Below are 25,410 nucleotides of genomic sequence, written 5' to 3'. Positions count from 1 at the left end.
CTTATTTCCCCGTAAAGTTCGGCGCGCGCTTCGCCAGGAAGGCGCTGACACCCTCGCGGTAGTCGTCGCTGCGCCCGGCCAGGCGCTGATAGTCGCGCTCGAGATCGAGCTGGGCGTCCAGGGTGTTGGTTTCCGCGGCATTGATAGCCTGCTTGATCAGCCCCAGCCCGAAGGTCGGCTGCGACGCAAAATGCAGGGCCATCTGCTGTGCCGTGGTGGAAAGCTGCTCGTCATCCACCACCTGCCAGATCATCCCCCACGCCTGCGCCTGTTCAGCGCTGAGCTTGTCACCGAGCAGCGCCAACCCCATGGCGCGGGCGCGTCCGGCCACGCGCGGCAGCAGCCAGGTGCCGCCGCAGTCCGGCACCAGACCGAGCTTGCTGAAGGCCATCACAAAGCTGGCGGAGCGCGCCGCAATCACCATGTCGCACCCGAGCGCCAGCGTGGCGCCCGCGCCCGCCGCTACGCCGTTAACGGCACAGATGACCGGCTTCGGCAGCTTTGCCAGGCGGCGCACCAGCGGGTTGTAGAAGGTTTCCACGGACATGCCCAGATCCGGCGCAGGGCCGTTGGGGTCGACGTTGCGGTCGTTCAGGTCCTGACCGGCACAGAAGCCGCGTCCAGCCCCGGTGATCAGCAGGCAGCGGATAGTGTCATCGCGCTCGGCCTGTTTCAGGCACTCGGCCAGCTGCTGGTGCATCACGTCGTTAAAGCTGTTCAGACGCTCCGGACGGTTCAGCGTAAGGGTCATCACGCCCTGTTCTACATGACTGAGAATAAATTCCACAATTAGCGTCCTTTAAAGTCGGGAGTGCGTTTTTGTAAGAAGGCGTCGATACCTTCCCGGCGGTCTTCGGTGGCAGAAAGCAGCGTAAACAGCTGGCGCTCCTGTGCCAGACCGGCCTGGAGCGGCACCTCCTGGGACTGCCGCAGCGCCTGTTTGGCCGCCTGCAGCGCCAGCGGCGAGTGGTGCGCCATCAGGGCCGCCTGCTTCAGGGCATATTCCAGCGTCAGCGCCGCCGGGAAAACGTCGCTCACCAGCCCGGCGCTCAGCGCCTGCCCGGCGGAAATGCTCTCGCCGGTCAGCACCATTTTGCTGGCCAGGGATTTCCCGACGCTGCGGATAAGACGCTGGGTGCCGCCCGCGCCGGGCATGATGCCGAGCGTGATTTCCGGCAGGCCGAAACGGGCGTTGTCACCGGCAATCACCACGTCGCACAGCAGCGCCAGCTCGCAGCCCGCGCCCAGCGCGAAGCCATTTACGGCGGCGATCAGCGGTTTAGGAAATGCGTTGATCCGCGCCCACAGCTGCGGGCGAATATCGTTCAGGGTGGCAGAAAGGTCTTTCTCCGCCATCTCATTGAGATCGGCCCCGGCGGCAAAGCAGCGCTCGCTGCCGTAAATCACGCAGACGGCGATGTCGGCATCCACAGCGGCGGCCTCAAGCTGTTCCGCAAGCTGGGTCAACAGCGCGTTGTTGAGGGCGTTGCGCGCCGCTGGACGGTTCAGCGTCAGCTGCAGCACGCGGCCATGTCGGGTAATAATCAGTTCGCTCATGCCATCCCCTTCGCGTCGAAGTCGACGATCACGTCGGCGGTTAACGGCAGCGACTGACAGCTCAGTACGTACCCGGCGGCCAGCTCGTCCGGCTCCAGGCTGTAGTTGGTTGCCATGTCCACCTTGCCGCGCAGCACTTTGCATTTACAGGTGGCGCAGACGCCGCCCTTGCAGGCATACGGCAGATCCGCCCCCTGACGCAGGGCGGCATCCAGAATGCTTTCGTCGTCCGCCGTCAGGGTGATTTCACGGTCGCGCCCGTCCTGGCGAACGGTCACTTTCTGTCCTTCTGCCTGCACGTGCGCCGTGCGCTTAACGGTGATTCCGGAGGTGTTAAAGCGCTCAAGGTGAATGGATTTCTCCGGCATCCCCAGCGCCTTCAGCGTGGCTTCCGCGTCATCCATCATGGCAGACGGGCCGCAGATAAAGGCCTCGTCATACTGGCGGAAGTTGATTAGGGTTTTCGCCAGCGCCTGCAGCTTTTCCCCGTCGATGCGGCCATAGAGCAGGTCGCTGTCCAGCCGCTCCTGGCTGAAGATGGAGAGCAGCTGCAGCCGCTGCGGGTATTTGTCCTTCAGGTCCGCCAGCGCCTGGCGGAACATCATGCTCTGGCTGCTGCGGTTGCCGTAGATCAGGGTGAAATGGCTGTTGGGTTCGGTCACAAGCGTCGCGGAGATAATCGCCAGCATCGGGGTGATCCCGGAGCCTGCCGCAATCGCCAGGTAGTGGCCTTCGCGTTCGGCCCGGGGCTGGTAGCCAAACTGACCCTGAGGAACCATCACCTCCAGCGCCATGCCCGCTTTGATCTCATCCCGGGCATAGCGGGAGAAGCGCCCGCCTTCAATCGCTTTGACCGCCACGCTGATTTCGCCCGGGGCGGTACTCCGGCAGATGGAGTAGCAGCGGCGCAGCTCGTCCCCGCCAAGCGTCGTTTTTAACGTCAGGTGCTGGCCGGGACGGAAGCGGTAGGCCTCCTGCAGGGCCTGCGGCACCGCAAAGGTGATGGTCACCGCGTCGCGGGTTTCGGGTTCCACTTTTGCCACTGTTAATGAATTAAACGTTGTCATGGCAGCCTCAAATACATTTGAAATAGTCGAAGGGCTCACGGCAGGAATTGCAGCGGTAGAGCGCTTTGCAGGCCGTCGAGCCAAATTCACTGATAAGCGCGGTGTCGGTGCTGGCGCAGCGCGGGCAGCTCACCTCCACCGGGGCGTGCGCGTGACAGCTATGCCCCGCCGGTGGACTGATGCCGTACGCCCGCAGGCGCTCGCGCGCGTCGGGGGTCATCCAGTCGGTGGTCCAGGCGGGTTCAAGCTGGAGCACAATGTGCACCGGGGTAAAGCCGTGCGCGGTCATCGCCTCGCGGATCGCCCCCAGCAGGTGTTCCGTTGCCGGGCAGCCCGAGTAGGTGGGCGTGAAGCCAATCACCCAGCCTTCACCCTGCGCCTTCACGCTGCGCACCATGCCTAAATCGGTGATGGTTAACACCGGCACTTCCGGATCGGGGATCTGGCTTAACAGCGCCCAGATCTGCGGGATTTGCGCGGGCGAGATGTCGACGAGGCGTTGCATAGCGTTCTCCTTTACCACTGCTGACCGGGATACGCGCGCTGGAGATACTGCATTTCCGCCAGCATCGGGCCCAGATGTTCGGTATGCAGCCCCTGCTTGCCCCCGGTGCGGTACGCCACCTCGGCGGGCACCTGCAGGCAGGCTTCATTCAGACCGGCATACACTTCGCTTTCCCACGGCTGACGCAGGAGGCGCGGGTCAACCGCCACGCCGGACTCAATCAGCTCCCGCTCGACGTCATCGGCTTCAAACAGCTCGGCCGTAAAACGCCACAGGCTGTCGATGGCCTGCTGCATTTTCTGCGCGGAGGTTTCGGTCCCGTCGCCCAGCCGCACCAGCCAGCCGCGGCTGAAGCGCAGGTGGTAGCGCGCCTCTTTAATCGCTTTGGCGGCAATGGCGGCAAGCTGGCCGTCGCGGCTTTGGGTCAGGCGTTCATACAGCGCCACGTTCCAGGCATCCATCAGGTACTGGCGGGCAATCGTGTCGGCGAAGCTGCCGTTCGGCTGCTCCACCAGCAGGACATTGCTGAACTGGCGCTCGTCGCGGCCAAACGCCAGCGTGTCTTCATCGCCCTGGCCTTCCCGCTGCGCGGCATAGGTCAGGAAATTGCGCGCCTGTCCCAACAGATCGAGGCCGATATTGGCGAGCGCGAGGTCGATCTCCAGCTCCGGCGCGTGGCCGCACCAGGCGCCGAGACGCTGAGAAAGCACCAGACCGTTGTCGCCCAGACGCAGGGCATAGGCAGTCACTGAGTTCATTCTTTGCCTCACATGTGCTCGATGCCGTCAGGGATCGTGTAGAACGTCGGGTGGCGGTAAACCTTGCTTTCCGCCGGGTCGAAGAACTCGCCGCTCTCTTCCGGCTGGGAGGCGACAATCTCGCTCGCCTTCACCACCCAGATAGAACACCCTTCGCTGCGGCGGGTATAGGCATCACGCGCATTTTCCAGCGCCATGCGATCGTCGGCGGCATGCAGACTGCCCACGTGACGGTGGGACAACCCCTGTTTGCTGCGTACGAACACTTCGTACAGCGGCCAGTAGACATTGCTCATGGTTATTTCCTCTTAAGCGGCCTGACGGGCGCGTTGTTTTTCGGCGTGCGCCAGCGCGGCTTCCCGCACCCACGCGCCCTCTTCCCAGGCTTTACGTTTCGCGGCCAGGCGTTCGTGGTTGCAGATGCCGCGCCCGTTAATGACCTCGTCAAACTCCTGCCAGTCGATCTCGCCGAAGCGATAATGACCGCGCTCTTCATCAAAATGCAGGTCGGGATCGGGCACCGTCATGCCCAGCATCTCCACCTGCGGCACCGTGTTGTCGACAAAGCGCTGGCGCAGCTCATCGTTGCCAAAGCGTTTGATTTTCCAGGCCAGGCTGCGGGCGCTGTTCGGCGAATTGTCGTCGTTCGGCCCGAACATCATCAGCGCCGGCCACCAGAAGCGGTTGATGGCGTCCTGCAGCATCTGGCGCTGAGCCTCGCTGCCCTGCGCCAGCGCCATGCAGGCTTCAAAGCCCTGACGCTGGTGGAAGCTCTCTTCTTTACAGATTTTCACCATCGCGCGGGCATACGGTCCGTAAGAGGTGCGGCACAGTGCCACCTGGTTGACGATGGCGGCGCCGTCCACCAGCCAGCCGATCACGCCGATATCGGCCCAGCTCAGGGTCGGATAGTTGAAGATGGAGGAGTATTTCATCTTGCCGTCGAGCATCTTCTGGTAGATGTCTTCCCGCGCGCAGCCCAGCGTTTCCGCCGCGCTGTAGAGGTAAAGCCCGTGTCCGGCTTCGTCCTGCACCTTCGCCAGCAGGATCGCCTTGCGGCGCAGCGTCGGGGCGCGGGCGATCCAGTTCCCTTCCGGCAGCATGCCGACAATTTCGGAGTGCGCATGCTGGCCAATCTGGCGGATCAACGTCTTACGGTAGGCGTCAGGCATCCAGTCCTGAGGCTCAATCGCCGTCTCCTGCGCTATGCGCTGCTCAAACCGTTGTTCTTGCGTCACGTCATCACCTTTATGATTCGTTAGTTTGCAAATTAAAGCGTAATGTTGAATCACTTTGTTTTTTAAAAGTTACACAAAGGTTAAATATAACCCCAAGAATTGTTTCCTTGTTTTGTGATGCTGCTCGCAAGGCTTTTGCTGAAAGCCTTGATAAGCGGGCCTTGGTATTCTGTGATTCATCCTTCCAGATCACATCGTTAACAATTCATTAAAAACTCAGCTTGATTTTTATGATTCACGATCAAACTATTAATAGGTAATTCACGTAACATTTGGAGATAAGCGATGCAGCAGTTAGCCAGCTTCTTGTCCGGCACCTGGCAGTCTGGCCGGGGCCGCGAACGCACTATTCATCACGCCATCAGTGGCGAAGCGCTGTGGAGCGTGACCAGCGAAGGGCTGGACATGGCGGCCGCCCGTCGCTATGCGATTGAGCGCGGCGGCGAAGCGCTTCACGCGATGACCTTTATCGAACGCGCGGCCATGCTGAAGGCGGTGGCAAAGCATCTGCTTAACGAGAAAGAGACGTTTTATGCCCTGTCCGCCCAGACCGGGGCGACGAAAGCAGACAGCTGGGTCGATATCGAAGGCGGCATCGGCACCCTCTTCACTTACGCCAGCCTGGGCAGCCGCGAGCTGCCGGATGACACCGTGTGGCCGGAAGACGAGCCGATCCCGCTGTCAAAAGAAGGCGGCTTTGCCGCGCGCCACGTCCTGACCTCGAAGTCCGGCGTGGCGGTGCACATCAACGCCTTTAACTTCCCCTGCTGGGGAATGCTGGAAAAACTGGCCCCGACCTGGCTTGCGGGCATGCCCGCCATCATCAAACCTGCCACCGCTACCGCGCAGGTGACGCAGGCGATGGTGAAGTCCATCGTCGACAGCGGGCTGGTGCCGGACGGCGCTATCAGCCTGATCTGCGGCGGCGCGGGCGATCTGCTCGACCAGCTCGACAGCCAGGACGTGGTCACCTTTACCGGCTCCGCCAGCACCGGGCAAAGCCTGCGCGTGCACCCGAATATTGTGGCGAATGCCATTCCGTTCACGATGGAAGCCGACTCCCTGAACTGCTGCGTGCTGGGAGAAGACGTCACGCCGGAGCAGCCGGAATTTGCCCTGTTCATTCGGGAAGTGGTGCGCGAGATGACCGCCAAAGCCGGGCAGAAATGTACGGCCATCCGCCGCATTATCGTCCCGCAGAGCCAGATTGACGCCGTGAGCCAGGCGCTGATTGCCCGCCTGGAAAAGGTGGCGGTGGGCGACCCGGCGCAGGAAGGGGTAAAGATGGGCGCGCTGGTCAACGCCGAACAGCGTGCGGACGTACAGGAGAAAGTGGATCGGCTGATCGCCGCAGGCTGCCAGGTCCGCCTGGGCGGCAAAGCGGATTTGCAGGCCGCGGGCGCGTTCTTCCCGCCGACCCTGCTGTTCTGCCCGCAGCCGGATGAAACCCCTGCCGTCCACGCAACGGAGGCTTTCGGGCCGGTCTCGACCCTGATGCCGTATCGCAACGCACAGCACGCAATGCAGCTTGCCCGCGCGGGCGGCGGCAGCCTGGCGGGCACGCTGGTCACCGCAGACCTGGACATTGCCCGCCAGTTTATTCTCGGCGCGGCGCGCGCCCACGGGCGTATTCAGATCCTCAACGAGGAAGCCTCGAAAGAATCCACCGGCCACGGTTCCCCGCTGCCACAGCTAGTGCACGGCGGTCCCGGACGTGCGGGTGGCGGCGAGGAGCTGGGCGGCCTGCGCGCGGTGAAGCACTACCTGCAGCGCACCGCGATTCAGGGCAGTCCAACCATGCTGGCCGCCATCGGCAAGCAGTGGGTGCGTGGCGCAGCGGTGCAGGAAGATCGCGTGCATCCGTTCCGCAAATACTTTGAGGAGCTGCAGCCGGGCGACAGCCTGCTGACGCCGCGCCGCACCCTGACGGAAGCGGACATCGTGAATTTTGCCTGCCTGAGCGGCGACCACTTTTACGCCCATATGGACAAGATCGGCGCGGCAGAGTCGATCTTTGGCGAGCGCGTGGTGCACGGCTACTTCCTGATTTCCGCCGCGGCAGGGCTGTTCGTTGATGCGGGCGTTGGGCCTGTCATTGCCAACTACGGCATGGAAAACCTGCGCTTTATCGAGCCGGTTAAACCGGGCGATACCATTCAGGTGCGTCTGACCTGCAAGCGTAAAACGCTGAAGAAACAACGCAGTGCCGATGAAAAACCAACCGGCGTGGTGGAATGGGCGGTTGAGATCTTCAACCAGCACCAGCAGGCCGTGGCGCTCTACTCCATCCTGACGCTGGTGGCGCGCCAGCAGGGGGATTTCTGACACCTTCCCTTCACCGCCTTTCCTGCCGGGTGGCGCGATGCTTACCCGGCCTACGACGACCAGCCGGGGTGTGACATCGCCCCGCTCTTTTTTTAACCTGGCAAGACTGGCAAATAATCTGGCAGATGCAGGCAAACGCTTTTCTCAGGCGCCTGTCAGGATAGGACTGTCACAACACTATAAACACAACAAGATGAGGTCTACGATGGGAAGCAATTCTTCTTTTTCTGCCCGTAGAACGGCACTGGCTATGGCCGTTGCGCTGTGTTGCGCCTGGCAATCCCCTGTTTTCGCCCACGGCAGCGAGGCGCATATGGTCCCGATGGACAAAACACTGAAGGACTTTGGTGCGGACGTGCAGTGGGATGATTACGCACAGATGTTCACCATTGCGAAAGACGGCGCCTTTGTGAAGGTCAAACCGGGCGCTAAAACCGCCATCGTCAACGGGAAAACCCTCAAGCTCGAGGTGCCGGTGGTGATGAAAGGCAAGAAAGCCTTTATCTCTGACAGCTTCATCAATGATGTTTTCCAGTCCGGTCTTGACCAGACTTTCCAGGTTGAAAAACGCCCTCACCCGCTGAACGCGCTGACGGCGGACGAAATTAAGCAAGCCGTTGAGATTGTCAAAGCCTCGGCGGATTTTAAACCGAATACCCGCTTTACCCAGATTGCCCTTGCTGAGCCAGAGAAAGCCAAAGTGTGGGATTTTGTGCTTAACGGTACGGCTGTGGATGCCCCGCGTCAGGCGAAGATTGTGATGCTCGATGGGAAGCATGTTATCGAAAGCGTGGTGGATCTGAAGGATAAAAAAATCCTGCGCTGGGAGCCGGTGAAAGACGCGCACGGCATGGTGCTGCTGGATGATTTCACTGCGGTGCAGCAGATCGTTAACGAGAGCACGGAGTTTGCCGAGGTGCTTAAAAAACACGGCATCACCGACCCGAAAAAAGTGATTACCACGCCGCTGACCGTGGGCTATTTCGACGGTAAAGACGGTCTGAAGCAGGAAGATCGACTGCTGAAGGTGGTGAGCTATCTCGACGTCGGCGACGGCAACTACTGGGCGCACCCGATTGAAAACCTGGTGGCCGTGGTCGATCTTGAGCAGAAAAAGATCCAGAAGATTGAGGAAGGTGCCGTTGTTCCGGTTCCGATGACGCCGCGCCCCTACGATGGCCGCGACCGTATAGAGACGCCGAAAAAACCGCTCGACATCATTGAGCCGGAAGGCAAGAACTACACTATTACCGGCGATATGGTGCACTGGCAGAACTGGGATTTCCACCTGAGCCTGGACTCCCGCGTCGGCCCGATGATTTCAACCGTCACGTATAACGACAACGGCAAAAAACGCCAGATTATGTATCAGGGGTCGCTCGGCGGCATGATCGTTCCTTACGGCGATCCGGACGTGGGCTGGTACTTCAAGGCCTATCTTGATTCCGGCGACTACGGCATGGGCACCCTGACCTCGCCGCTGGTGCGCGGTAAAGACGTGCCGTCCAACGCGGTGATGCTCAATGAAACCATCCCGGACTATACCGGCGCGCCGATGCAGATCCCGCGCGCGATTGCGATTTTCGAACGCTACGCGGGGCCGGAATATAAGCATCAGGAGATGGGCCAGCCTAACGTCAGCACCGAGCGCCGCGAACTGGTGGTGCGCTGGGTGAGTACCGTGGGCAACTACGATTACATCTTCGACTGGGTGTTTCATGAAAATGGCACCATCGGCATTGATGCCGGCGCGACGGGTATCGAGGCGGTGAAAGGCGTTCAGGCGAAAACCATGCACGACGCCACCGCCAAAGATGACACTAAATACGGTACGCTGATCGACCACAACATCGTGGGCACCACGCACCAGCACATCTACAACTTCCGTCTTGATATGGACGTGGACGGCATCAACAACAAGCTGGTGGCGATGGATCCGGAAGTGAAGCCGAATACCGCCGGGGGCCCGCGCACCAGCACCATGCAGATTAATCAGTACGATATTGATACCGAGCAGCAGGCGGCGCAGAAATTCGACCCGGGCACGATTCGACTGCTGAGCAACACCAGTAAAGAGAACCGCATGGGCAACCCGGTCTCATACCAGATTATCCCTTACGCGGGGGGCACGCACCCGGTGGCGACCGGCGCGAAATTCGCGCCGGACGAGTGGATCTACCATCGCCTGAGCTTTATGGACAAACAGCTGTGGGTGACCCGTTATCATCCGGATGAGCTCTACCCGGAAGGGAAATTCCCGAACCGCTCCATCCACGACACGGGCCTTGGGCAGTACAGCAAGGATAACGAGTCGCTGAACGATCAGGATGACGTGGTCTGGATGACCACCGGCACCACCCACGTGGCGCGCGCGGAGGAGTGGCCGATCATGCCGACGGAATGGGTGCATACCCTGCTTAAACCGTGGAACTTCTTCGACGAGACGCCAACGCTCGGGAAGAAAAAAGACGAAAAATAACCATCCGCCGGGCAATTGCCCGGTTTTTTTTGCCCTGGCGTTTGAGGATCGTCCTGGCTTGCTTATAGTTACTGATATCTCACCTGCATGATTTATCCCCCGGACGGGAAAGGGCTTTATGGAAAAAAGAAAGAAACCGACGCTGGAACGGGCAACCTGGCCAACGCGCCAGGCCATGGTCATGCATGGACTGGCGATGAACCTGCCGTGGCTGGCCTTCGTCAATATCAGCTTCGCGGTGATGATTCTGCTGCGACACGTTCTGCTTAAGGCCAGCGATCCTCTTTATCCCCACTCGCCGCAGCTGACGAGAATCGTCGATGCCTCCATGCTCGGTATTATCATCCTCTCGGCTGCGCTGATCCTTATGGCCTGGCGGCGCATCGCCGGCATCAGCGTGGTGTTGTTTATCTGCAGCGCCATCTGGTCGGTCTCCTGCTTCTGGTTTATCACCCAACTGCTGCTCCCGCACGTCTGGCCGCTGTGCGTTATTCTGTTACTCGCCGGTTTGACGGCGCTCTATTTCTACCCTGAAGGGCTGCTCGCCTTTGTGCTCCCGCTCTGGATCACCCTGCCGATAGCAAGCTGGATACGAAACGATGGTCTCAACCTTCACTTCGTTGTTATCTGGAGCGTCTTTACGCTGATTCTGATCTGCGGGCGTTTTATTCTGTTGAGCTGGTTTGACGAAGCCTGGCGACGTAACCAGCAGAATCAGCTGCTGATTTCGCGGCTGGATGCGCTGGCGCATCAGGACCCGTTAACCAAAACCGCCAATCGACGGAAAATGGAGGTGGTGCTGGAGAACGCGGTTGAGCAGAAGAAGCCCTTCTCGCTGATTATGCTGGATATCGACTACTTCAAGCGCTACAACGACACCTACGGGCACCAGGCGGGTGATGACTGTCTGACGCGCGTGGCGCGCGTGCTTAAGCAGTCGGTGCGCACACCTGAGGATGTGGTGTCACGCTACGGCGGCGAAGAGTTTCTGGTGATTCTGTTTAATTGCCCGGAGAACATCGCTGAAAAGGTCGCCCTGCGTATCCAGGACGGCCTTCGCGCAGAGGCCATACCGCACGGCGCCTCGACGGTCAGCGACCATGTCACCGTGAGCATGGGGATTGCGGGGATGGCGGGGGGACTCGCGGGCACCGAGATTATCGCCCGCGCCGATGCGGCGCTGTATCGGGCGAAAAAGGCCGGGCGGGATCGGTGGTCGCTGTAGATAAAAGCTACGGTTCGAGTCGTTGTAGGCCGGGTAAGGCGTAGCCGCCACCCGGCTTGCTTTTTAATACCGCACGCACACCGACTTGGTTTCACACCAGCCGTCCAGCCAGTCCGGACCGAAGTCACGCCCTGTCCCGGACTGCTTCATCCCGCCGAACGGCAGGTTGGCGTCGATCAGCGTATGGCTGTTCACCCACACGGTGCCCGCCTGCAGCCTGTCGGTGTACTCCAGCGCCTTGCTGATATTCTGCGTCCAGACGCTGGCCGTCAGGCCATATTCGGTGTCATTTGCCAGTTGGAGCGCCTCTTCCCCGTCGGCGACGCGTACCAGGTTGACCACCGGACCGAATACTTCTTCACGGGTGAGCCGCAGCGAGGCATCCGGGTTCACCACCAGCGTCGGCGACACGTAATAGCCTTTGCCCTCCGGACCACGGTTACCGACGATCAGCTCCGCGTTGCGCGACGTCGCCTCATCAAGGAAGGACTGCACCTTGTCGCAGTGCGCACGTGACACCAGTGGGTTGATAAACGCCTCCGGCGACATGCCCGGCCCGACGCTCAGGGATTTCACCGCCTGTTCGAACCCGCTCACCAGCGTGTCAAACAGCGGCGCCTCTATGTAGATACGCGAGCTGGCCGCGCACACCTGCCCCTGGTTCAGGAAGCTGCCGGTCATCAGGCCTTCGATCACCCACGCCGGGTCCGCATCCTTGAGTACAATTGCCGGGTTTTTCCCGCCGAGCTCCAGGGTCACGCCGGTGAGCGTATCCGCCGCCGCGCGGGCAATTTGCTTACCCGTCGCCGTTGAGCCGGTAAAGCTCACCTTCGCGATATGCGGGTGCGAGGTCAGCGCTGCGCCACACACCGCGCCGCTGCCGGTTACTACGTTGAACACCCCGTCCGGGATGCCCGCTTCACTGGCGAGTTCCGCCACGCGCAGCAGGGTCAGCGGCGTGGTTTCCGACGGCTTAATGACGATAGAGCAGCCCGCGGCCAGCGCTGGCATCACTTTCCACATCCCGATCATCAGCGGGAAGTTCCAGGGCACGATCCCGGCCACCACGCCAATCGGCTCTTTACGCGTCCACGCCTGATAGCGTGCCCCCTGCGGTAGCGGGATGGAGAGATCGAGGGTTTTGCCCGCAATTTTGGTGGTCAGCCCGGCGGTATAGCGCATCCAGTTCAGGGTGCAGCCGACTTCAAAGGCACGGGAGATGTTGATGGACTTGCCCTGCTCCAGCGTTTCAAGCTGAGCCAGCTCCTCGCCGTGCTGTTCGACGAGATCGGCGAAATGGAGCAGGATCCGCTCGCGCTCCGCCGGGAGCTTTCCGGCCCAGGTACGGGCCACAAAGGCGCGCCAGCCGGACATGACGGCACGATCAACGTCGTCGACGCTGGCATCGGCAGTTGAAGCAATCACCTCGCCCGTGGCCGGGTTGTAGACATTAAGCCGCTTTTCACTGTCCGACGCGGCCTGACGCCCTTCAATCCACAGGCCATGCTGTCGGTCTAAAAATTGTTGCACGGCAGGCTGAATAGCCACCAGTGATTCAGACATAGGATACTCCTTCGTTATTCTTCGCAGGGTGTTCATCCAGTCTAAGAGGGGTTTTGCATTCTCGCTTTTGTCTCTGTGACATTCGCTTTGCCACCTGTGACAGGCGCCGCAAATCGCGATAATTGCCGCTTATATCGCTGTTACCGGTGAGTGTTCTTTCCTATAGTCAGCCTCATAGCTCTGACAAAATGCAACACAAATGCAACAATGCGAAAACGTTGACGGTGCAGTGAGAGAAACGATGGCGTGTGCAAGCGAGCAGGAACAGTATCAGCAGTGGCTGGCGCAAATTAACCAGGTTTGCGGGCGTTTTAACGCGCAGCCCACCGGGGGCAGATTCTACGGCGAGCTGGAGACCAGCTATGCGCGCAGCCTGAAGCTCAGCACCGTCACCGCCGGTGGTGTCAACCTGTTCCGCTCCCGTGAGGAGATCAAACAGAGTAACGATGCCTGGTTCTATACCGTGTTTCAGCTCGAAGGCAGCGCGGAGATTGAGCAGGATGACCGTCGCGCGGTACTCAGAACCGGGGATATCACGCTGATTGACGCCTCACGCCCCTGCTCGATCAACTGGCAGGAAAAATCCCGCCAGATTTCGCTCCTGGTTCCCCGTCAGATTATTGAGCAGCAGTGCCGTTTTCAGGAGATAAGCTGCGCCACCGCCCTTTCCCGCACGCTGCCCACGGTACAGCTAAGCCATCGCCTGTTGATGGAGAGCATGAGCAATGCCAGCCTGAGTGACCGGGAGAGTGAAGCGGCGCTCGAAGCGATGATTTGCCTGCTGCGCCCCGCTTTCCAGCAGCGCGAAATCATTCAGCCGCGTAAGGAGCGCCAGTTCCAGCATGTGGTGGCGCTGATTGACGACCACATTCAGTCTGAATCGCTGCGCCCGGAATGGATTGCCGCCGAGAGCGGAATGTCCGTGCGCAGCCTTTACCGTATGTTTGCCGAGAAGGGGCTGGTGGTTGCGCAGTACATTAAAAACCGCCGCCTGGATCGCTGCGCGGAGGTGCTGCGCGCAGCCGGTGATGACGAAAAGCTGGCGGGCATTGGCTACAGCTGGGGGTTCACCGACCATAGCCATTTTTCAACGGCGTTTAAGCAGCGCTTTGGCGTTTCGCCGGGTGAATACCGCAGGCGCTACCGCTAGCTATTTTTTCAGCCATTTTCCGTTAATGCCCTTCACATACTCGCCCGGCTGGGCGCGGGCAACCAGTTTTTGCCCTGCCATTTTGGCCACTTCATCGACCGGCAAATTATTGCTGTCAGCCAGCTTCTGGTAGCTTTCCGTGCGCGCCGCGTTGATGCGATTGACCAGCGCCAGCGTTTCGGCATCCTGTTGAATCGGGGCCAGATAACCGCTGAGGGTTTCCCCCACGCGCCCCTGGGCCCGGGCATCGTTGAGGGTGAGCGTAGCCGCCTGCACGTTCATTCCCAGCGCCAGCAAAATCAGAGCTACTCGTTTCATGGCATCCTCAGAACAGATCGCTGCGCGATTTCAGCAGGGTTTCAACGTCTTTATCGACTTTAATGTGGATCTCATGTTCGATTTTGACATTCATGTTGATGGTAATCGGCTCCTTTGGCGCAGCGACTTCAATGCGCGGCGTACAGCCGGACAGTAGCGCGGCAACGGCAACGGTGAGCGCACCAGCCATCTTTTTCATTGTTATTCCTCACTTTCCTTGCCAGTCGAACTGCGGAGACCGGGTATCGCCGCGTGTTGCTCAAACCAGGTTTGCAGGTTGTCTCCAAAACGCAGGCTGCGCCAGAGGGTAAAGACATTCTCGTCATGGGTATAGTTCAGGTTGACGGAGCTGCTTTTGCCATCGACCCGGCTGGTCCCCTTGATGGTCGCCTGCATGGTTAATTCACCCAGATTATCTAAATTGATTCTCGTCCACGAACGCGAAATTTCCATGTAGCGGAGCCAGTTAATCGCGGCGCCCGCGACCATATTGTCTTTCACGATGGCGTCGGCCGTATCTTTGTCGATGCGCAGCGTCATTGGCCCCGGGTTGGTCAGCCAGCCATCCTTAATGATCCATTTTTCGTTGTCCAGCCAGAACGGCAGCGCCCCGCTGACCGGCCCCGACATGGCGAACTGTTTCGGATTGACGGCGCTAATCAGCTCGCTCGAGGAGATATTGTCCACCCGCAGCAGGGCCGGATCGTGCTGCGGCATTCGCAGCTGCTGCATGGTGATCTTCCCGCCGAGGGTTTCCACCTTCACGTTGGTGAGCAGCAGCGGATTGTCCTCCGTCCAGGGATAATCGCCCTGTAAATCCGCGGTAATGTTGCGCGCGGTCACCAGGTTAACCACTTCACCGATGCGCAACGTGACCGGACCGCGCGTGCCCAGAGACCAGGTGCCCTCGCTGAAGCGGAACGGCAGCACAAAATCGACGCCGTTAATCTGGTTATCGGGCATCCAGGCGCTGCCGGATTTCAGCACCCCGTGCCCGCCCGCTTCAAAGCCCTGATCGGCCGCCGCCGAGAAGGCGACCTGCGCATAAAGCGCCCCACCGCGCAGCGTCATTTTCCAGTCCGGCGGAATAAGCGGCTGGAATACGGTGAGAGACTGTTTCGGCCACCAGGCCTGCCCGCGAAGGCGCACGCCATCCCAGCGTCCGTTAACCTGTACCGGGCCGATGTTGTCCGCATGGAGGTCACCCTTAAACTGAAAAATCGTCGGGTCGGTGCCGTCGACGCTGAAGGTCAGGACCGAGGGCGGCAACACGCTGCCGCCGGAGAAACGGGTTTGCCCTGCGTTGAGCGACAGCGCCCCACTGAAGGTTGGTTTTTCGGCATCGCGCAGCCAGCGTACAGGCCGATCCAGCACCAGACGCGGCGTGCTGACCTCCATCGTGCCGTACTGAAGCTTGTCAAAGCCGGTGGAGAGCGCCGTCAGCTCAATAAGGTTGTCGCGCCACTCGCCTTTCCCGGCGACATCCCAGCGGGCATGCATCGGCGTAAAGCCACCTTTGCCCCAGTAGCGCCACTGCCACAGGCCGTTATCGGGTAAAAAGTCGTTGGCCTGACCGTCCAGGTGGAGTTCAAAATCGCCCATCTCGTTTTCATGGGCGCGCAGAATCGCCTGTAAACGACCGTCCACCCCCTTCCGGGTGAGCTTCACGCCCGCCAGCGGCCAGCGGATTTCATCGATATCGAGCGAGTCAATGATGCGCCCGCGCGAGCGAAGCAGCGCGCCCGGCTCAAAGGCGAGCTGCGGTTCATACAGGCTGCCGGTCAGTTTTGCCGGTAATTTGGCGTAAAGAATGAGATCGTTTTGCTTCGCCTCGCCGCTCAGGTGCAGGGGCATGTCGCTGTTTTCCATGCTGAGCCTGCCGGGCCCAATATTCAGTACCGCGTTGCCTTTACCCGCATCGCCTTGCGTCAACACGTTCAGTCGTCCGGTCAGGGTGGCTTTCTCCAGCCCCTGCTGCCAGTTGTCGGCGCGAAGGGACACCCGCCCGCTCAGCGGCATACCCGCGAGATCCCAGTTCCAGCGCCCGTCGCTGATGTAGAGCTGTTCCGCCGTGATCTGCCACGGCAGGTCGAGAAGCGGATCGGGGTTGTCTCTCGCCATCACCACCAGCTGTCCCTGATTGTCTTCCCAGTCGAGATCGGCATCGACCAGAGACGTTAACTGTGGCACGTTAAAGGTCGCCACCGCGTGGCCTTTCACCGGCACGCCGTCCGGCACCAGCGGCAGGGTAAACTCGCCCACCAGCTTAATCGGCTGCGGCTGATCCGGGAGCTGAACATCGAACTGGCTGACCGAGAGCGTCTGACCGCGAAGCGTGCCTTTAATGCTGACCTGCTCGCCTTTATAGGCGATCTCCTGGCTGGAGGGGGTTAGCGACGCCTGCAGCTCGCCCTGCCACTGCTGCCAGGGCGACAGCGTCAGGCGGTGAATCGTGAGCCAGGTATTGGGTAACACAGCCTGCCATTGTGCCAGCGTTTTCGGGGCGACCGTTGAGGGCGCCGACTGGGGAATTTTGCTCAGGCAGACGGTGTTAAGATCCAGCGCGCCGATATCCAGCTTCCAGCGGCTGGGGTGTGACAGCGTCACGTTATCGATGCGGGCAATTTCGCAGTCTTCCACCAGATAGCGAAGATCGGGGATCACCAGCGCGCGGCGAGTCAGTTTCGGACTCTCTTCGAACGCGATGCGCGTCCCGACGGGAAGCCAGATCCCGGCGAGCGTCGGTACCCACTGAGCGAGCGTCATCAGCAGCGTCAGCGGCAACAATATGAACAGCAGTAAAAGCGCAAGAGCGGCTTTGTATTTACCCTTCATGGGCAGTTAATATCCTGATTTAGCGAAAGAATTAAGCCGGCAGTGCCGATCATTGTCGCATGTTTAGCGGTTGAGTTGAAGTTGACGCCAAGTTAAGAATAGATGCTGTAATAGTAAGCGGTAATTTTTTTGCTATGCGTAACCTAAAGAATATAGTTTCGGTTCAATTGGTTACGCATAAGTTCAAGAATAATCGCAGAGCAGATTTGCGACATTAATACCTATTCCGTGGCATTGCCAGCAGGTAAAGCATGGCGAATATCAATGACCCCCAATACACCGAGTCGTACCGCCAGGGATCAAAATCAATATGTAAAAAACCGCTAACAAACTCATAGCCGTTGGCAAAAACGTTAATTTGAATGGCTGCGATGGCTATCACAAATAGCGTATAGGCAATGAACAGAGGATATTTATGAAGCCTGTTGACCTTGAGTTTCCCGAGGTACAACAAGAAAAAAACGACAATAGATACAATAAAATAGCATACGGCAGGTAGAATCGGTGGGGTTAATGACAACTCGAATTGTTCCGACATAATTAATTCTCTTTAGCTATCTGGTACATCTGCCAACCTGTGACGCTTCCACTGGTTAAATCCAGAGCCATCGCTGTTTTAGAAGCCTCTTGCCATCCTCTGATATAATCAGATTCAATGTTGCGAAACAGACTCCAGGATTTTTCTCGGGGAGCCAGTACTCTCCTGCCCGCGCCATAGGCTGATAAAGAGATATCAACTACTCCATAGACAATATCAGCTTCATTATTCCCATAGCCGAGTTTCGCTGCTACGTAACGATAAGCATCTCTTAGCGTGCCAGACCGATCTTCACGATAAAGAAGATAGTATCCATTTTCATACATGTTGTTTAGCCCATGAGTAATCATAGGTGCACCATACGCAGCACAGGCCAGACCCAGCGAACCGACGCATAAACTAGCGCCCCCATACACTTGCGCCCCACCGGCAACGAAACCGATCTGTTTAAGCGCTAAAGTCGTCGTTGTTGTTCGGTTTTTTTCAACAACAATAAATAACTTAGCTTTATTGAAGGTGAGTAAATCATCCTGTTCCTTAAGATGATGTATCTGTTCATCAAGTAATTGAATCCCGCCTGACCAGGTCAAGCAATGCGACTCGATCTCCCTTCTCAGGTGAGCAACAAGTTGTTGAGTTTCAAAAAACATACCAGCGGTACCATAAAGCAAATGCTTTGTGGCAATTCGCTGCGCAAGATTTTCAATCTCTAAGACTTTCTCTTCGAAATGACTTTTATCCCGATTATGGTTGTACATTCGGTCTCCCTGTCATTTTAAAATGATAGTAATAATACTACCTTCGATGTTAGGACATTCAAAGAGCTACGTCATTTTAACAGCTAAAGGTAGTCACATTTTCAAGCATTGGGAAACCACTTACCCAAACATACGCACTTGTTGTGACTTTAGTCTCCCCCATAGCCCCCTTAGAGTAAAACAAGCAGACATGTCGCTGGTGTCAGTCCCGCTTAAGAAATCGGTGGATATGAATATCATGGAGTTAGGGTGCACATATGCTCTAGAATAATTGATAGAACTTATTGAATTCAATAATATTTTAGAAATTGTAAGATAATTTTAATCATGCTAACGTGAATGCAAAATCACTGGAGAAAGTCTTATGAAACTCGCGGTATACAGCACAAAGCAGTACGACAAAAAGTATCTGCAACATGTTAACGAGGCTTACGGGTTTGAGCTTGAATTTTTCGACTTTCTGCTGTCCGAAAAAACCGCCAAAACGGCGCACGGCTGTGAAGGCGTCTGCATTTTCGTAAACGATGACGGCAGTCGCCCGGTGCTGGAAGAGTTGAAAAAACAGGGGGTGAAGTACATCGCCCTGCGCTGTGCGGGCTTCAACAATGTGGACCTCGACGCGGCAAAAGAGCTGGGTCTGAAGGTGGTGCGCGTTCCGGCGTACTCCCCGGAAGCGGTGGCTGAACATGCGATTGGCATGATGATGTCCCTCAACCGTCGTATTCACCGCGCTTATCAGCGCACCCGTGACGCCAACTTCTCGCTGGAAGGGCTGACCGGCTTTACCATGTACGGCAAAACCGCTGGCGTAATCGGCACCGGTAAAATTGGCGTGGCTGCCCTGCGCATTCTGAAAGGCTTTGGCATGCGTCTGCTGGCATTCGATCCGTACCCAAGCGCCGCAGCGCTGGATCTGGGCGTGGAGTACGTCGACCTGCCGACCCTGTTCTCGCAGTCCGACGTGATTTCTCTGCACTGTCCGCTGACCCCGGAAAACTATCACCTGCTTAACCAGGCGGCGTTTGACCAGATGAAGGATGGCGTGATGATCATCAACACCAGCCGCGGCGGGCTGGTTGATTCTCAGGCTGCTATCGAAGCCCTGAAGACCCAGAAGATTGGCGCGCTGGGGATGGACGTGTATGAGAACGAACGCGATCTGTTCTTTGAAGACAAGTCTAATGACGTCATCCAGGACGACGTGTTCCGTCGCCTCTCTGCCTGCCATAACGTGCTGTTTACCGGTCACCAGGCGTTTCTGACGGCCGAAGCGCTGATCAGCATTTCTGAAACCACGCTGGGGAACCTGCAGCAGCTGGAAAAGGGCGAAGCGTGCCCTAACGAGCTGGCTTAAGTGCTACGCCGGGTGGGCGGCTAAGCCTCACCCGGCGCGTTTGTTTCCCAGCTCCGGTGCGCAACGCGCCACCAGAGCAGGACGGCAGCCAGCGCAATCGCGCTCAGGACACTAAATGCCGTCGCAAACGAGTAATGACCGGCGATCGTCCCGGTTAATGCCGGACTCATGGATGCCCCTACTCCCTGCATCAACATCACCACGCTCTGCCCGGCATTGACGTGCCCGCTTCCGCGCAGCAGCACCACAATAAACGACGGTACGACGACACCCAGGATCCCGGCGGCCAGGCCGTCGAGAATTTGTACCGGGATCATCATTAACGGCGCATCCGTGGATGCCGCCAGCGCCGCACGCACCGGCATAACCAGCAGCGCCAGCATAATCAAGCGCCAGTAGCCATAGTGTTCGATCCGGCGCGAGGCCCAGATGGCGACGGGGATCATCACGGCCTGAGAAATGATGACGGTACCGGCCGCATACAAACCCGGGTTGATCGCGGCAGGTGCCGCGGCAACCCTCATGCTCAGCATCGGCAGCAGCGCGGCGTTCGCCAGGTGGAACAGCAACAGCGTCAGCCCGGTCACAAACAGCGCCCGGTTTTTCATCAGCACGGCAAAACCGGGGACCGGCAGGCTCGCTGAAGAGGACAGCCCGCGCGCCGCGTCGTTATCGATATCGCTGTTGCGAATGGCAAGCAGCGCACACAGCGTTAGCAGCGTGGTGCTGGTCATCAGCAGGAAAATCCCGCCCACGCCCCAGTACCACGCAATGCCGCCCGCGATCAGTGCTGTAACAAAATTGCCGCCGTGATTGAACGCTTCGTTTCTACCCATCTGCGCGCTGAACCCGCCCTGCCCGGTCAACCCCAGCGTAATCCCGGCGATTAACGGCCCGACAAATGCCGCACAGATACCGGTGACGACTTGCGACACGGCGACAACGCTGCTCTGCTGGCTAAACCAGAGCAGAAGCGTGCTGAGCGTGATCAGAATGCACAGTAGCGCGAGCACAGCGCGCTTGTTGCGGGAGGTGTCGGTGATGAACCCCGCCGGCAGCGTGGCCAGTAACCCCGCCAGCCCGCCGGCCGTCATCAGGATGCCGATATCATCAGGGGTCCAGTGGCGTTCGGTCAGGAAAATACCGAGGAAAGGCCCCAGACCATCACGAACATCAGCAATGAAAAAACTTGTCAGGCATAACGCCCGCAGCGAACGAAGAGACATACTTCCTGCCTTGCCTGTTATTGCCTGAAATAAGCAAAATGCAGTATACCGGGTATTTTTGAAAATCAGATGACGTCTGAAAAATATTCCCTGCAAACTTAAACAATACATCAAGGGCGCTGTTTTTTTACTTTACTCATTATTGCGCATGCTTATACTGGCAAAAAATTTCACAGGAGTCCTTCGTTGGAAAGCCATTTTATCGTCGATACGAAGGTAAGCTGACGCGATTTTCTCGCTGCTTACCTTAACGGTGGGCAGCAATCCTCTTGACGTGATTGCATCCCAATACATTAAGAACGACCAAATTTGTGGGGCATCGCGATGTTCATGTTTAATCATTCACTCTTTCCGCCGCCCTCGCGCTGACATGCTTTGCGTTTTAACGGCGTCATACTCTGCTTTGTGAAGCGCTGACGCTTATCGTGTAACCATGTTAACAGGCGACAGGCTGATGTTCCCTTATATCTCTCATCTGCTCGCAGCGATGCTGCTGGGCGCAATTATTGGCGCGGAAAGACAGTGGCGCCAGCGTATGGCCGGGCTTCGCACCAATGCTCTGGTTGCAACGGGTGCGGCCGTGTTTATTTTAAGTTCCCTCTCGACGTCACCCGATAGCCCGGGACGTATTGCAGCGCAGATTGTCTCCGGAATAGGCTTTCTTGGCGCTGGCGTTATTATGCGTGAGGGAATGAATATTCGCGGTCTTAATACCGCAGCGACGCTGTGGTGTTCGGCCGGAATTGGCGTGCTATGTGGATTAGGTCAATTCTGGAATGCTGGTATGGCCAGCGTGATTATTCTGTGCGCCAACATCCTGCTTCGCGAAGCTGCGCAGCGGATTAATCAACTGCCCGCGCTCCATGAAGGCGAAAAATGCTATGTCCTAAAAATCACCTGTGATGACGAGCATGAAGATGCGGTGCGGCAGAGTGTGGTCAACATGGCGAAAGAGTTGACGTTGAGTCTGAAAGCCATTTATTGCGATACGGCGCAAGCAGAAGGAAAAACTGAAATACGGGCCGAGGTAATGACCCGTGAGGAATACCGGAAATTACTCGAGCTAATTATGGGTAATATCGGCGGGAATAAAATTATGGCTTCCGTAAGCTGCCACGCAATATGAACACGATACCGGGCATTGCGCCCGGTTGAGGCTTTGCCGTTTTGCAGAAAACGGACCGTGACGCGAAGAGATTCATCCCCGGATGTCCCTGTTCGTTGTCACGCCACGTTGGCAAGATCACGGACAGGTTCGACTGTACGCCTATCACATAACCGAAATTTGTCCCCGTTATGACACCCTGCTCTCTGTTTTGCTGAAATTAACGATCTACCTTGAGTTGTGTGAAAAACACTCAGGAGGGACACATGTACAACTCAATTTTGGTTCCCATTGACATTTCCGAGGATAGCCTGACGCACATGGTTATCCCGTTCGTTCAGGCACACACCGCACTTAACACGGCCAAGGTCCACTTTCTTACTGTCATTCCATCGCTTCCCTATTATTCATCGTTAGGTTTGGCCTACTCCGTGGAAATGCCGAAGATGAAAGAATTCCAGCACGCTGCTTTAGCGAAACTGGATGAGATTGTTAAGCAATTCAAAATTCCTGCAGATAAGATACAGACTCACGCCGTGACGGGATCGCCTAAGGATCAAATCCTTAAGCTCGCTGACACAATCGGCGCCGACCTGATCATCATTGCCTCTCATAAGCCGGACATCTCGACCTATCTGTTGGGTTCGAACGCTGCGGCAGTGGTGCGGCATGCGAAATGTCCTGTGCTGGTCGTTAGATAGATCGCGCTTGCGTCTCTGTATACGGTCAGATAGCAGATGACAAAAACCGGGCGAGAAGCCCGGTTTTTCATTTTCGCTTCCCGGCGTAAAGCGTGTGAAGCTGATGGAAGCACACTTTAAAGATCTATTCTGTTTGCGTTTAAATTTAATTCCGTAATGGCGGCCGGTTTTCCAAGCAAGTAGCCCTGAACTTCATCACATCTATTTTTTTTAAGAAAAGAGAGCTGTTCGGTGGTCTCCACCCCTTCTGCAGTGACCGCCATCGAATAGGCCTTACCCAGATCGATAATTTTTTCTACGACTGATTGGTTCTGTGGAGAATCGGCCAGGGTAAAAATAAAACTCTTGTCGAGCTTGAGTCCATCAAACTGAAACTTCCGGAGATAGCTCAGAGAGGCATAGCCGGTACCGAAATCGTCAATCAAAATACGGACGCCCATTTTTTTGAGAGCCTTCATGGTCTGCAAGGTCTTTTCAGGATCGGAAAGCGTGACATTTTCCGTCACTTCTATTTCCAGTCGGTCAGGTTCTAGCCCTGTTTCGTGCAGGATCTCTTTTATCCTTTCAACAAGATCGCTTGCCTGGAATTCGATAGCGGAAATATTTACGGATACCGATAGCCCCGGCAATTTATCTTTCGTCTCCGCACACGCTTTGCGTATGACCCAGTTGCTGAGGTTAATAATCAGACCTGTTTCTTCAGCCAGCGGGATGAACTGATCGGGCATCATCGTCCCCCGGTGCGGGTGCTGCCAACGTACCAGCGCTTCGACGGCCTCTATCTTAGAATATCGGAGGTTATAACGGGGCTGGTACACCAGATAGAGTTGTTCTTCGCGAATCGCGGTTTTCAGTTCGAGTTCCAGTTTTCTCCGTTCAGTTAACTTTTCCGACATATCCGGGCGATAATAGACCCATCGGTTTCTGCCGGATTGCTTAGCCTGGTAAAGCGCAATATCGGCATAGCGTAAAAGATCGTTTGCGCTGCTGCTATCCAGGGGAGCCAGCGCAATCCCCATGCTTACGCCTATTGCGACATCATTACCCTCAATGGAGAAAGGACGGTTGAGTTCCTGTACGATGCGGTGACACACCTCATCAATCTGGTCTTTTTGGCTGGTATTGCCGAGAAGAAGCATAAACTCATCCCCTCCCTGCCGTGCGACAAAATCACCTCGACGAACGCAATTTTTAAGACGTAGAGCGACCTCGCCAAGCAGCGCATCCCCCGTGGAGTGCCCAAAAATATCATTGACGGGTTTAAACTTGTCTAAATCGAGGCAAATCATGGCAAAGGGATAATGGTTAAGGTCTTCTTTAGCCAACTGGCCTGCCAGAAATTCCTTAATATGATAGCGGTTCGGCAGACCGGTTAATTCATCATGACGTGACAGGAACTCCACCCGTTTAGTTGCTTCAACTTCCAGAGAAACGTCGGTTGCCGCGCCTCGCAAGACCACCGTTCCATCAGGCTGAGCAGAAAGCTTTGCCAGAAGCGTGCAATAGGCCGTAGATTGTTGCGCATGAATATAAGGACAGCTCTTAAATTCAAAGCGTTCAGTTAATTCCCTGAACCTCACACAGTCTTGTAATAATCCGGTTGTAGAAGGAAAGAGCTCATCCAGCCTGCGGCCTATCCATTTGCTATTTTCATATCCCGTTACTGTAGAAAAACGACCTGAAAGCCAGGTTATCTTTAACGATAAATCTGTTTCCCAGAACCAGTCGCTGGTTGTTTCACTGACGTCCCGGAATCGTTTTTCACTGGTGATAAGATTCAACCGCGCCTGCTCGAGGAGAAAGGTATTTTCGTCAAGCATTCTCGCCTTCTGCATAATATGGCGCATGAGAATAACCGTCATCGATACCGTCAGAATAACTGAAAGAATGAGTAATGGTAAAAAATAAATAATCAACGCCTGGCCGGGATTTTCACCGTCCCAGATAATTTGCACATCACCATTCTGGGTGCTTAAGGTAAATTCTGTTTGATTGTTTATTTGAGAAGTGACTGCAACAGGTGACGTACGAACATTTTTAATACCGGCATCCTGCCCAATCGCGAGGAGTTTTTTAGCCGTTAACTTGTCTACAAACACCATTACTGACGGTTTCCCCGGCAAGGGTTGCACGCTCGCGTCATCGCCCGTTGTTATCCATTCAGCAGAAACAATGGCTGGAACGGAATCGATAAGCGTGAGCATAGAAACCGGCAATCCATTGTTAACGCTCACCTCACGGAGTAATCGCTCCTTGGTTGATTTATCTAACCAGCGCCCGAGATCCTGAAGCTTCAGTTTCCCGTCAAGCACGCTGTATCGCGTGGTTCCTTCCGGGGAGAGAATAAACACCCCTTCGTAGCCAAAGTTGTCATACAGGGACTTACCCAGGTTCTGCTTATCCCATGCCCAGTGAACGTCAGTGTTCAAATGAAGATGTTTGTAGGCATCTCCCCATTCAGCATTATCTTTCAAGTGACTTCGCATGCTTTCCTGGCGGGAATCCAGGGCTTTCCTTAACAAAAATTCATCGTGCTTATCGCTGATTTTATTAACATTATTTTTTATTAATAGCAGGGAAATTATTGCCGCAATGAAAATACTTATCAACAATGTCACTATATAGGTAAAGGTTTTATTTATCAGCCCCTTAGAAGGCTCGGCATCCGTAAAACCGGGATTGTTCAGAGGTAGGGTCATCATTCGCCT

22 protein-coding genes are annotated in these 25,410 nt (G+C 56.8%); 7 read left to right on the top strand and 15 right to left on the bottom strand.

Annotated features, from left to right (window positions below; genetic code table 11):
- Window position 1 precedes the first annotated feature (1 nt).
- The 7 genes from paaG to paaA are packed head-to-tail and all read right to left on the bottom strand — an operon-like array spanning window position 2 to window position 5,125.
- Window positions 2-790: a 2-(1,2-epoxy-1,2-dihydrophenyl)acetyl-CoA isomerase PaaG gene (paaG, locus tag LLF79_RS24180; protein WP_110973552.1), complete on the bottom strand. Its 789-nt coding sequence runs from the start codon at window positions 788-790 to the stop codon at window positions 2-4.
- Window positions 790-1,557 carry a 2,3-dehydroadipyl-CoA hydratase PaaF gene (paaF, locus tag LLF79_RS24175; protein WP_219983848.1) on the bottom strand — a complete coding sequence of 256 codons (768 nt, stop codon included), beginning with the start codon at window positions 1,555-1,557 and terminating at the stop codon, window positions 790-792. The genes paaG and paaF overlap by 1 nt, the downstream gene beginning before the upstream one ends.
- Complete coding sequence (gene paaE / locus LLF79_RS24170) at window positions 1,554-2,624, bottom strand: 1,2-phenylacetyl-CoA epoxidase subunit PaaE (protein WP_227880528.1); 1,071 nt, start codon at window positions 2,622-2,624, stop codon at window positions 1,554-1,556. Before paaE ends, paaF begins: the two co-directional genes overlap by 4 nt.
- A 7-nt stretch (window positions 2,625-2,631) precedes the next feature.
- Window positions 2,632-3,129, bottom strand: coding sequence for a 1,2-phenylacetyl-CoA epoxidase subunit PaaD (gene paaD, locus LLF79_RS24165; protein WP_227880527.1), 498 nt, complete (start codon window positions 3,127-3,129; stop codon window positions 2,632-2,634).
- Between the two features lie 11 nt (window positions 3,130-3,140).
- On the bottom strand, window positions 3,141-3,887 hold the full coding sequence (paaC, locus tag LLF79_RS24160; RefSeq protein ID WP_087449862.1) for a 1,2-phenylacetyl-CoA epoxidase subunit PaaC: 747 nt from the start codon (window positions 3,885-3,887) through the stop codon (window positions 3,141-3,143).
- Between the two features lie 8 nt (window positions 3,888-3,895).
- Window positions 3,896-4,183 (bottom strand): 1,2-phenylacetyl-CoA epoxidase subunit PaaB, encoded by a 288-nt coding sequence (paaB, locus tag LLF79_RS24155; RefSeq protein ID WP_003857353.1) that lies wholly within the window; start codon window positions 4,181-4,183, stop codon window positions 3,896-3,898.
- A gap of 12 nt (window positions 4,184-4,195) precedes the next feature.
- On the bottom strand, window positions 4,196-5,125 hold the full coding sequence (gene paaA, locus LLF79_RS24150) for a 1,2-phenylacetyl-CoA epoxidase subunit PaaA (protein ID WP_008502381.1): 930 nt from the start codon (window positions 5,123-5,125) through the stop codon (window positions 4,196-4,198).
- A 285-nt stretch (window positions 5,126-5,410) separates the two neighbouring features.
- On the opposite strand from paaA, the gene paaZ reads away from it, so the two are divergent.
- The 3 genes from paaZ to LLF79_RS24135 all read left to right on the top strand — a co-directional run bounded on the left by paaZ (window position 5,411) and on the right by LLF79_RS24135 (window position 11,154).
- On the top strand, window positions 5,411-7,450 hold the full coding sequence (gene paaZ / locus LLF79_RS24145) for a phenylacetic acid degradation bifunctional protein PaaZ (protein ID WP_227880524.1): 2,040 nt from the start codon (window positions 5,411-5,413) through the stop codon (window positions 7,448-7,450).
- A 205-nt stretch (window positions 7,451-7,655) separates the two neighbouring features.
- Window positions 7,656-9,929: a primary-amine oxidase gene (gene tynA, locus LLF79_RS24140; protein ID WP_227880523.1), complete on the top strand. Its 2,274-nt coding sequence runs from the start codon at window positions 7,656-7,658 to the stop codon at window positions 9,927-9,929.
- A gap of 118 nt (window positions 9,930-10,047) precedes the next feature.
- A complete protein-coding gene (locus LLF79_RS24135; protein ID WP_008502384.1) occupies window positions 10,048-11,154 on the top strand; it encodes a GGDEF domain-containing protein in 1,107 nt (368 codons plus the stop codon).
- A 63-nt stretch (window positions 11,155-11,217) separates the two neighbouring features.
- On the opposite strand, the gene LLF79_RS24130 is transcribed toward LLF79_RS24135, so the two are convergent.
- The gene (locus LLF79_RS24130; RefSeq protein WP_032674691.1) at window positions 11,218-12,717 is read right to left on the bottom strand and encodes an aldehyde dehydrogenase family protein; all 1,500 of its coding nucleotides are present in this window, start codon (window positions 12,715-12,717) and stop codon (window positions 11,218-11,220) included.
- 241 nt (window positions 12,718-12,958) lie between these two features.
- Between LLF79_RS24130 and feaR the strand changes: the two genes are divergently transcribed.
- Window positions 12,959-13,867, top strand: a complete 909-nt coding sequence (gene feaR, locus LLF79_RS24125; RefSeq protein WP_008502386.1) for a transcriptional regulator FeaR — start codon at window positions 12,959-12,961, stop codon at window positions 13,865-13,867.
- On the opposite strand, the gene LLF79_RS24120 is transcribed toward feaR, so the two are convergent.
- From LLF79_RS24120 to LLF79_RS24100, 5 genes are all read right to left on the bottom strand, one after another.
- Window positions 13,868-14,185 carry a YdbL family protein gene (locus LLF79_RS24120; RefSeq protein WP_008502387.1) on the bottom strand — a complete coding sequence of 106 codons (318 nt, stop codon included), beginning with the start codon at window positions 14,183-14,185 and terminating at the stop codon, window positions 13,868-13,870.
- A gap of 7 nt (window positions 14,186-14,192) precedes the next feature.
- On the bottom strand, window positions 14,193-14,384 hold the full coding sequence (locus LLF79_RS24115; RefSeq protein WP_008502388.1) for a YnbE family lipoprotein: 192 nt from the start codon (window positions 14,382-14,384) through the stop codon (window positions 14,193-14,195).
- Between the two features lie 2 nt (window positions 14,385-14,386).
- Window positions 14,387-17,020 (bottom strand): YdbH family protein, encoded by a 2,634-nt coding sequence (locus LLF79_RS24110; protein WP_227880521.1) that lies wholly within the window; start codon window positions 17,018-17,020, stop codon window positions 14,387-14,389.
- 214 nt (window positions 17,021-17,234) lie between these two features.
- Complete coding sequence (locus LLF79_RS24105; RefSeq protein WP_008502390.1) at window positions 17,235-17,558, bottom strand: hypothetical protein; 324 nt, start codon at window positions 17,556-17,558, stop codon at window positions 17,235-17,237.
- Between the two features lie 2 nt (window positions 17,559-17,560).
- On the bottom strand, window positions 17,561-18,316 hold the full coding sequence (locus tag LLF79_RS24100) for a DUF4225 domain-containing protein (RefSeq protein WP_023327356.1): 756 nt from the start codon (window positions 18,314-18,316) through the stop codon (window positions 17,561-17,563).
- Window positions 18,317-18,680: 364 nt separating this feature from the next.
- On the opposite strand from LLF79_RS24100, the gene LLF79_RS24095 reads away from it, so the two are divergent.
- A complete protein-coding gene (locus tag LLF79_RS24095) occupies window positions 18,681-19,670 on the top strand; it encodes a 2-hydroxyacid dehydrogenase (protein ID WP_008502392.1) in 990 nt (329 codons plus the stop codon).
- Window positions 19,671-19,690: 20 nt separating this feature from the next.
- On the opposite strand, the gene LLF79_RS24090 is transcribed toward LLF79_RS24095, so the two are convergent.
- Entirely contained in the window at window positions 19,691-20,896 is a 1,206-nt protein-coding gene (locus LLF79_RS24090; RefSeq protein ID WP_021241320.1) for an MFS transporter, read from the bottom strand.
- A 454-nt stretch (window positions 20,897-21,350) separates the two neighbouring features.
- Here LLF79_RS24090 and LLF79_RS24085 point away from each other — a divergent pair, with 454 nt between their 5' ends.
- Both LLF79_RS24085 and uspF read left to right on the top strand, forming a co-directional pair.
- Window positions 21,351-22,022 carry an MgtC family protein gene (locus LLF79_RS24085; protein WP_025911395.1) on the top strand — a complete coding sequence of 224 codons (672 nt, stop codon included), beginning with the start codon at window positions 21,351-21,353 and terminating at the stop codon, window positions 22,020-22,022.
- A 245-nt stretch (window positions 22,023-22,267) separates the two neighbouring features.
- Window positions 22,268-22,702, top strand: coding sequence for a universal stress protein UspF (uspF, locus tag LLF79_RS24080; RefSeq protein WP_023335555.1), 435 nt, complete (start codon window positions 22,268-22,270; stop codon window positions 22,700-22,702).
- A 116-nt stretch (window positions 22,703-22,818) separates the two neighbouring features.
- On the opposite strand, the gene LLF79_RS24075 is transcribed toward uspF, so the two are convergent.
- Window positions 22,819-25,401, bottom strand: coding sequence for an EAL domain-containing protein (locus LLF79_RS24075; protein ID WP_375542348.1), 2,583 nt, complete (start codon window positions 25,399-25,401; stop codon window positions 22,819-22,821).
- Between the last annotated feature and the right edge of the window lie 9 nt (window positions 25,402-25,410).

It is taken from the genome of Enterobacter cloacae complex sp. 2021EL-01169, assembly GCF_020733125.1.
Taxonomy (GTDB): domain Bacteria; phylum Pseudomonadota; class Gammaproteobacteria; order Enterobacterales; family Enterobacteriaceae; genus Enterobacter; species Enterobacter roggenkampii.
The sequence above is the reverse complement of the archived record's forward strand: the minus strand, read 5'-3'. Positions and strand labels throughout refer to the sequence as shown.

Bases quoted from the DNA above. Each gene is read 5' to 3' on its own strand.
- paaF (WP_219983848.1), bottom strand. From the start codon at position 1,557: ATGAGCGAACTGATTATTACCCGACATGGCCGCGTGCTGCAGCTGACG.
- paaE (WP_227880528.1), bottom strand. From the start codon at position 2,624: ATGACAACGTTTAATTCATTAACAGTGGCAAAAGTGGAACCCGAAACC.
- paaD (WP_227880527.1), bottom strand. From the start codon at position 3,129: ATGCAACGCCTCGTCGACATCTCGCCCGCGCAAATCCCGCAGATCTGG.
- paaC (WP_087449862.1), bottom strand. From the start codon at position 3,887: ATGAACTCAGTGACTGCCTATGCCCTGCGTCTGGGCGACAACGGTCTG.
- paaB (WP_003857353.1), bottom strand. From the start codon at position 4,183: ATGAGCAATGTCTACTGGCCGCTGTACGAAGTGTTCGTACGCAGCAAA.
- paaZ (WP_227880524.1), top strand. From the start codon at position 5,411: ATGCAGCAGTTAGCCAGCTTCTTGTCCGGCACCTGGCAGTCTGGCCGG.
- tynA (WP_227880523.1), top strand. From the start codon at position 7,656: ATGGGAAGCAATTCTTCTTTTTCTGCCCGTAGAACGGCACTGGCTATG.
- LLF79_RS24135 (WP_008502384.1), top strand. From the start codon at position 10,048: ATGGAAAAAAGAAAGAAACCGACGCTGGAACGGGCAACCTGGCCAACG.
- LLF79_RS24130 (WP_032674691.1), bottom strand. From the start codon at position 12,717: ATGTCTGAATCACTGGTGGCTATTCAGCCTGCCGTGCAACAATTTTTA.
- feaR (WP_008502386.1), top strand. From the start codon at position 12,959: ATGGCGTGTGCAAGCGAGCAGGAACAGTATCAGCAGTGGCTGGCGCAA.
- LLF79_RS24120 (WP_008502387.1), bottom strand. From the start codon at position 14,185: ATGAAACGAGTAGCTCTGATTTTGCTGGCGCTGGGAATGAACGTGCAG.
- LLF79_RS24115 (WP_008502388.1), bottom strand. From the start codon at position 14,384: ATGAAAAAGATGGCTGGTGCGCTCACCGTTGCCGTTGCCGCGCTACTG.
- LLF79_RS24110 (WP_227880521.1), bottom strand. From the start codon at position 17,020: ATGAAGGGTAAATACAAAGCCGCTCTTGCGCTTTTACTGCTGTTCATA.
- LLF79_RS24105 (WP_008502390.1), bottom strand. From the start codon at position 17,558: ATGTCGGAACAATTCGAGTTGTCATTAACCCCACCGATTCTACCTGCC.
- LLF79_RS24100 (WP_023327356.1), bottom strand. From the start codon at position 18,316: ATGTACAACCATAATCGGGATAAAAGTCATTTCGAAGAGAAAGTCTTA.
- LLF79_RS24095 (WP_008502392.1), top strand. From the start codon at position 18,681: ATGAAACTCGCGGTATACAGCACAAAGCAGTACGACAAAAAGTATCTG.
- LLF79_RS24090 (WP_021241320.1), bottom strand. From the start codon at position 20,896: ATGTCTCTTCGTTCGCTGCGGGCGTTATGCCTGACAAGTTTTTTCATT.
- LLF79_RS24085 (WP_025911395.1), top strand. From the start codon at position 21,351: ATGTTCCCTTATATCTCTCATCTGCTCGCAGCGATGCTGCTGGGCGCA.
- uspF (WP_023335555.1), top strand. From the start codon at position 22,268: ATGTACAACTCAATTTTGGTTCCCATTGACATTTCCGAGGATAGCCTG.
- LLF79_RS24075 (WP_375542348.1), bottom strand. From the start codon at position 25,401: ATGACCCTACCTCTGAACAATCCCGGTTTTACGGATGCCGAGCCTTCT.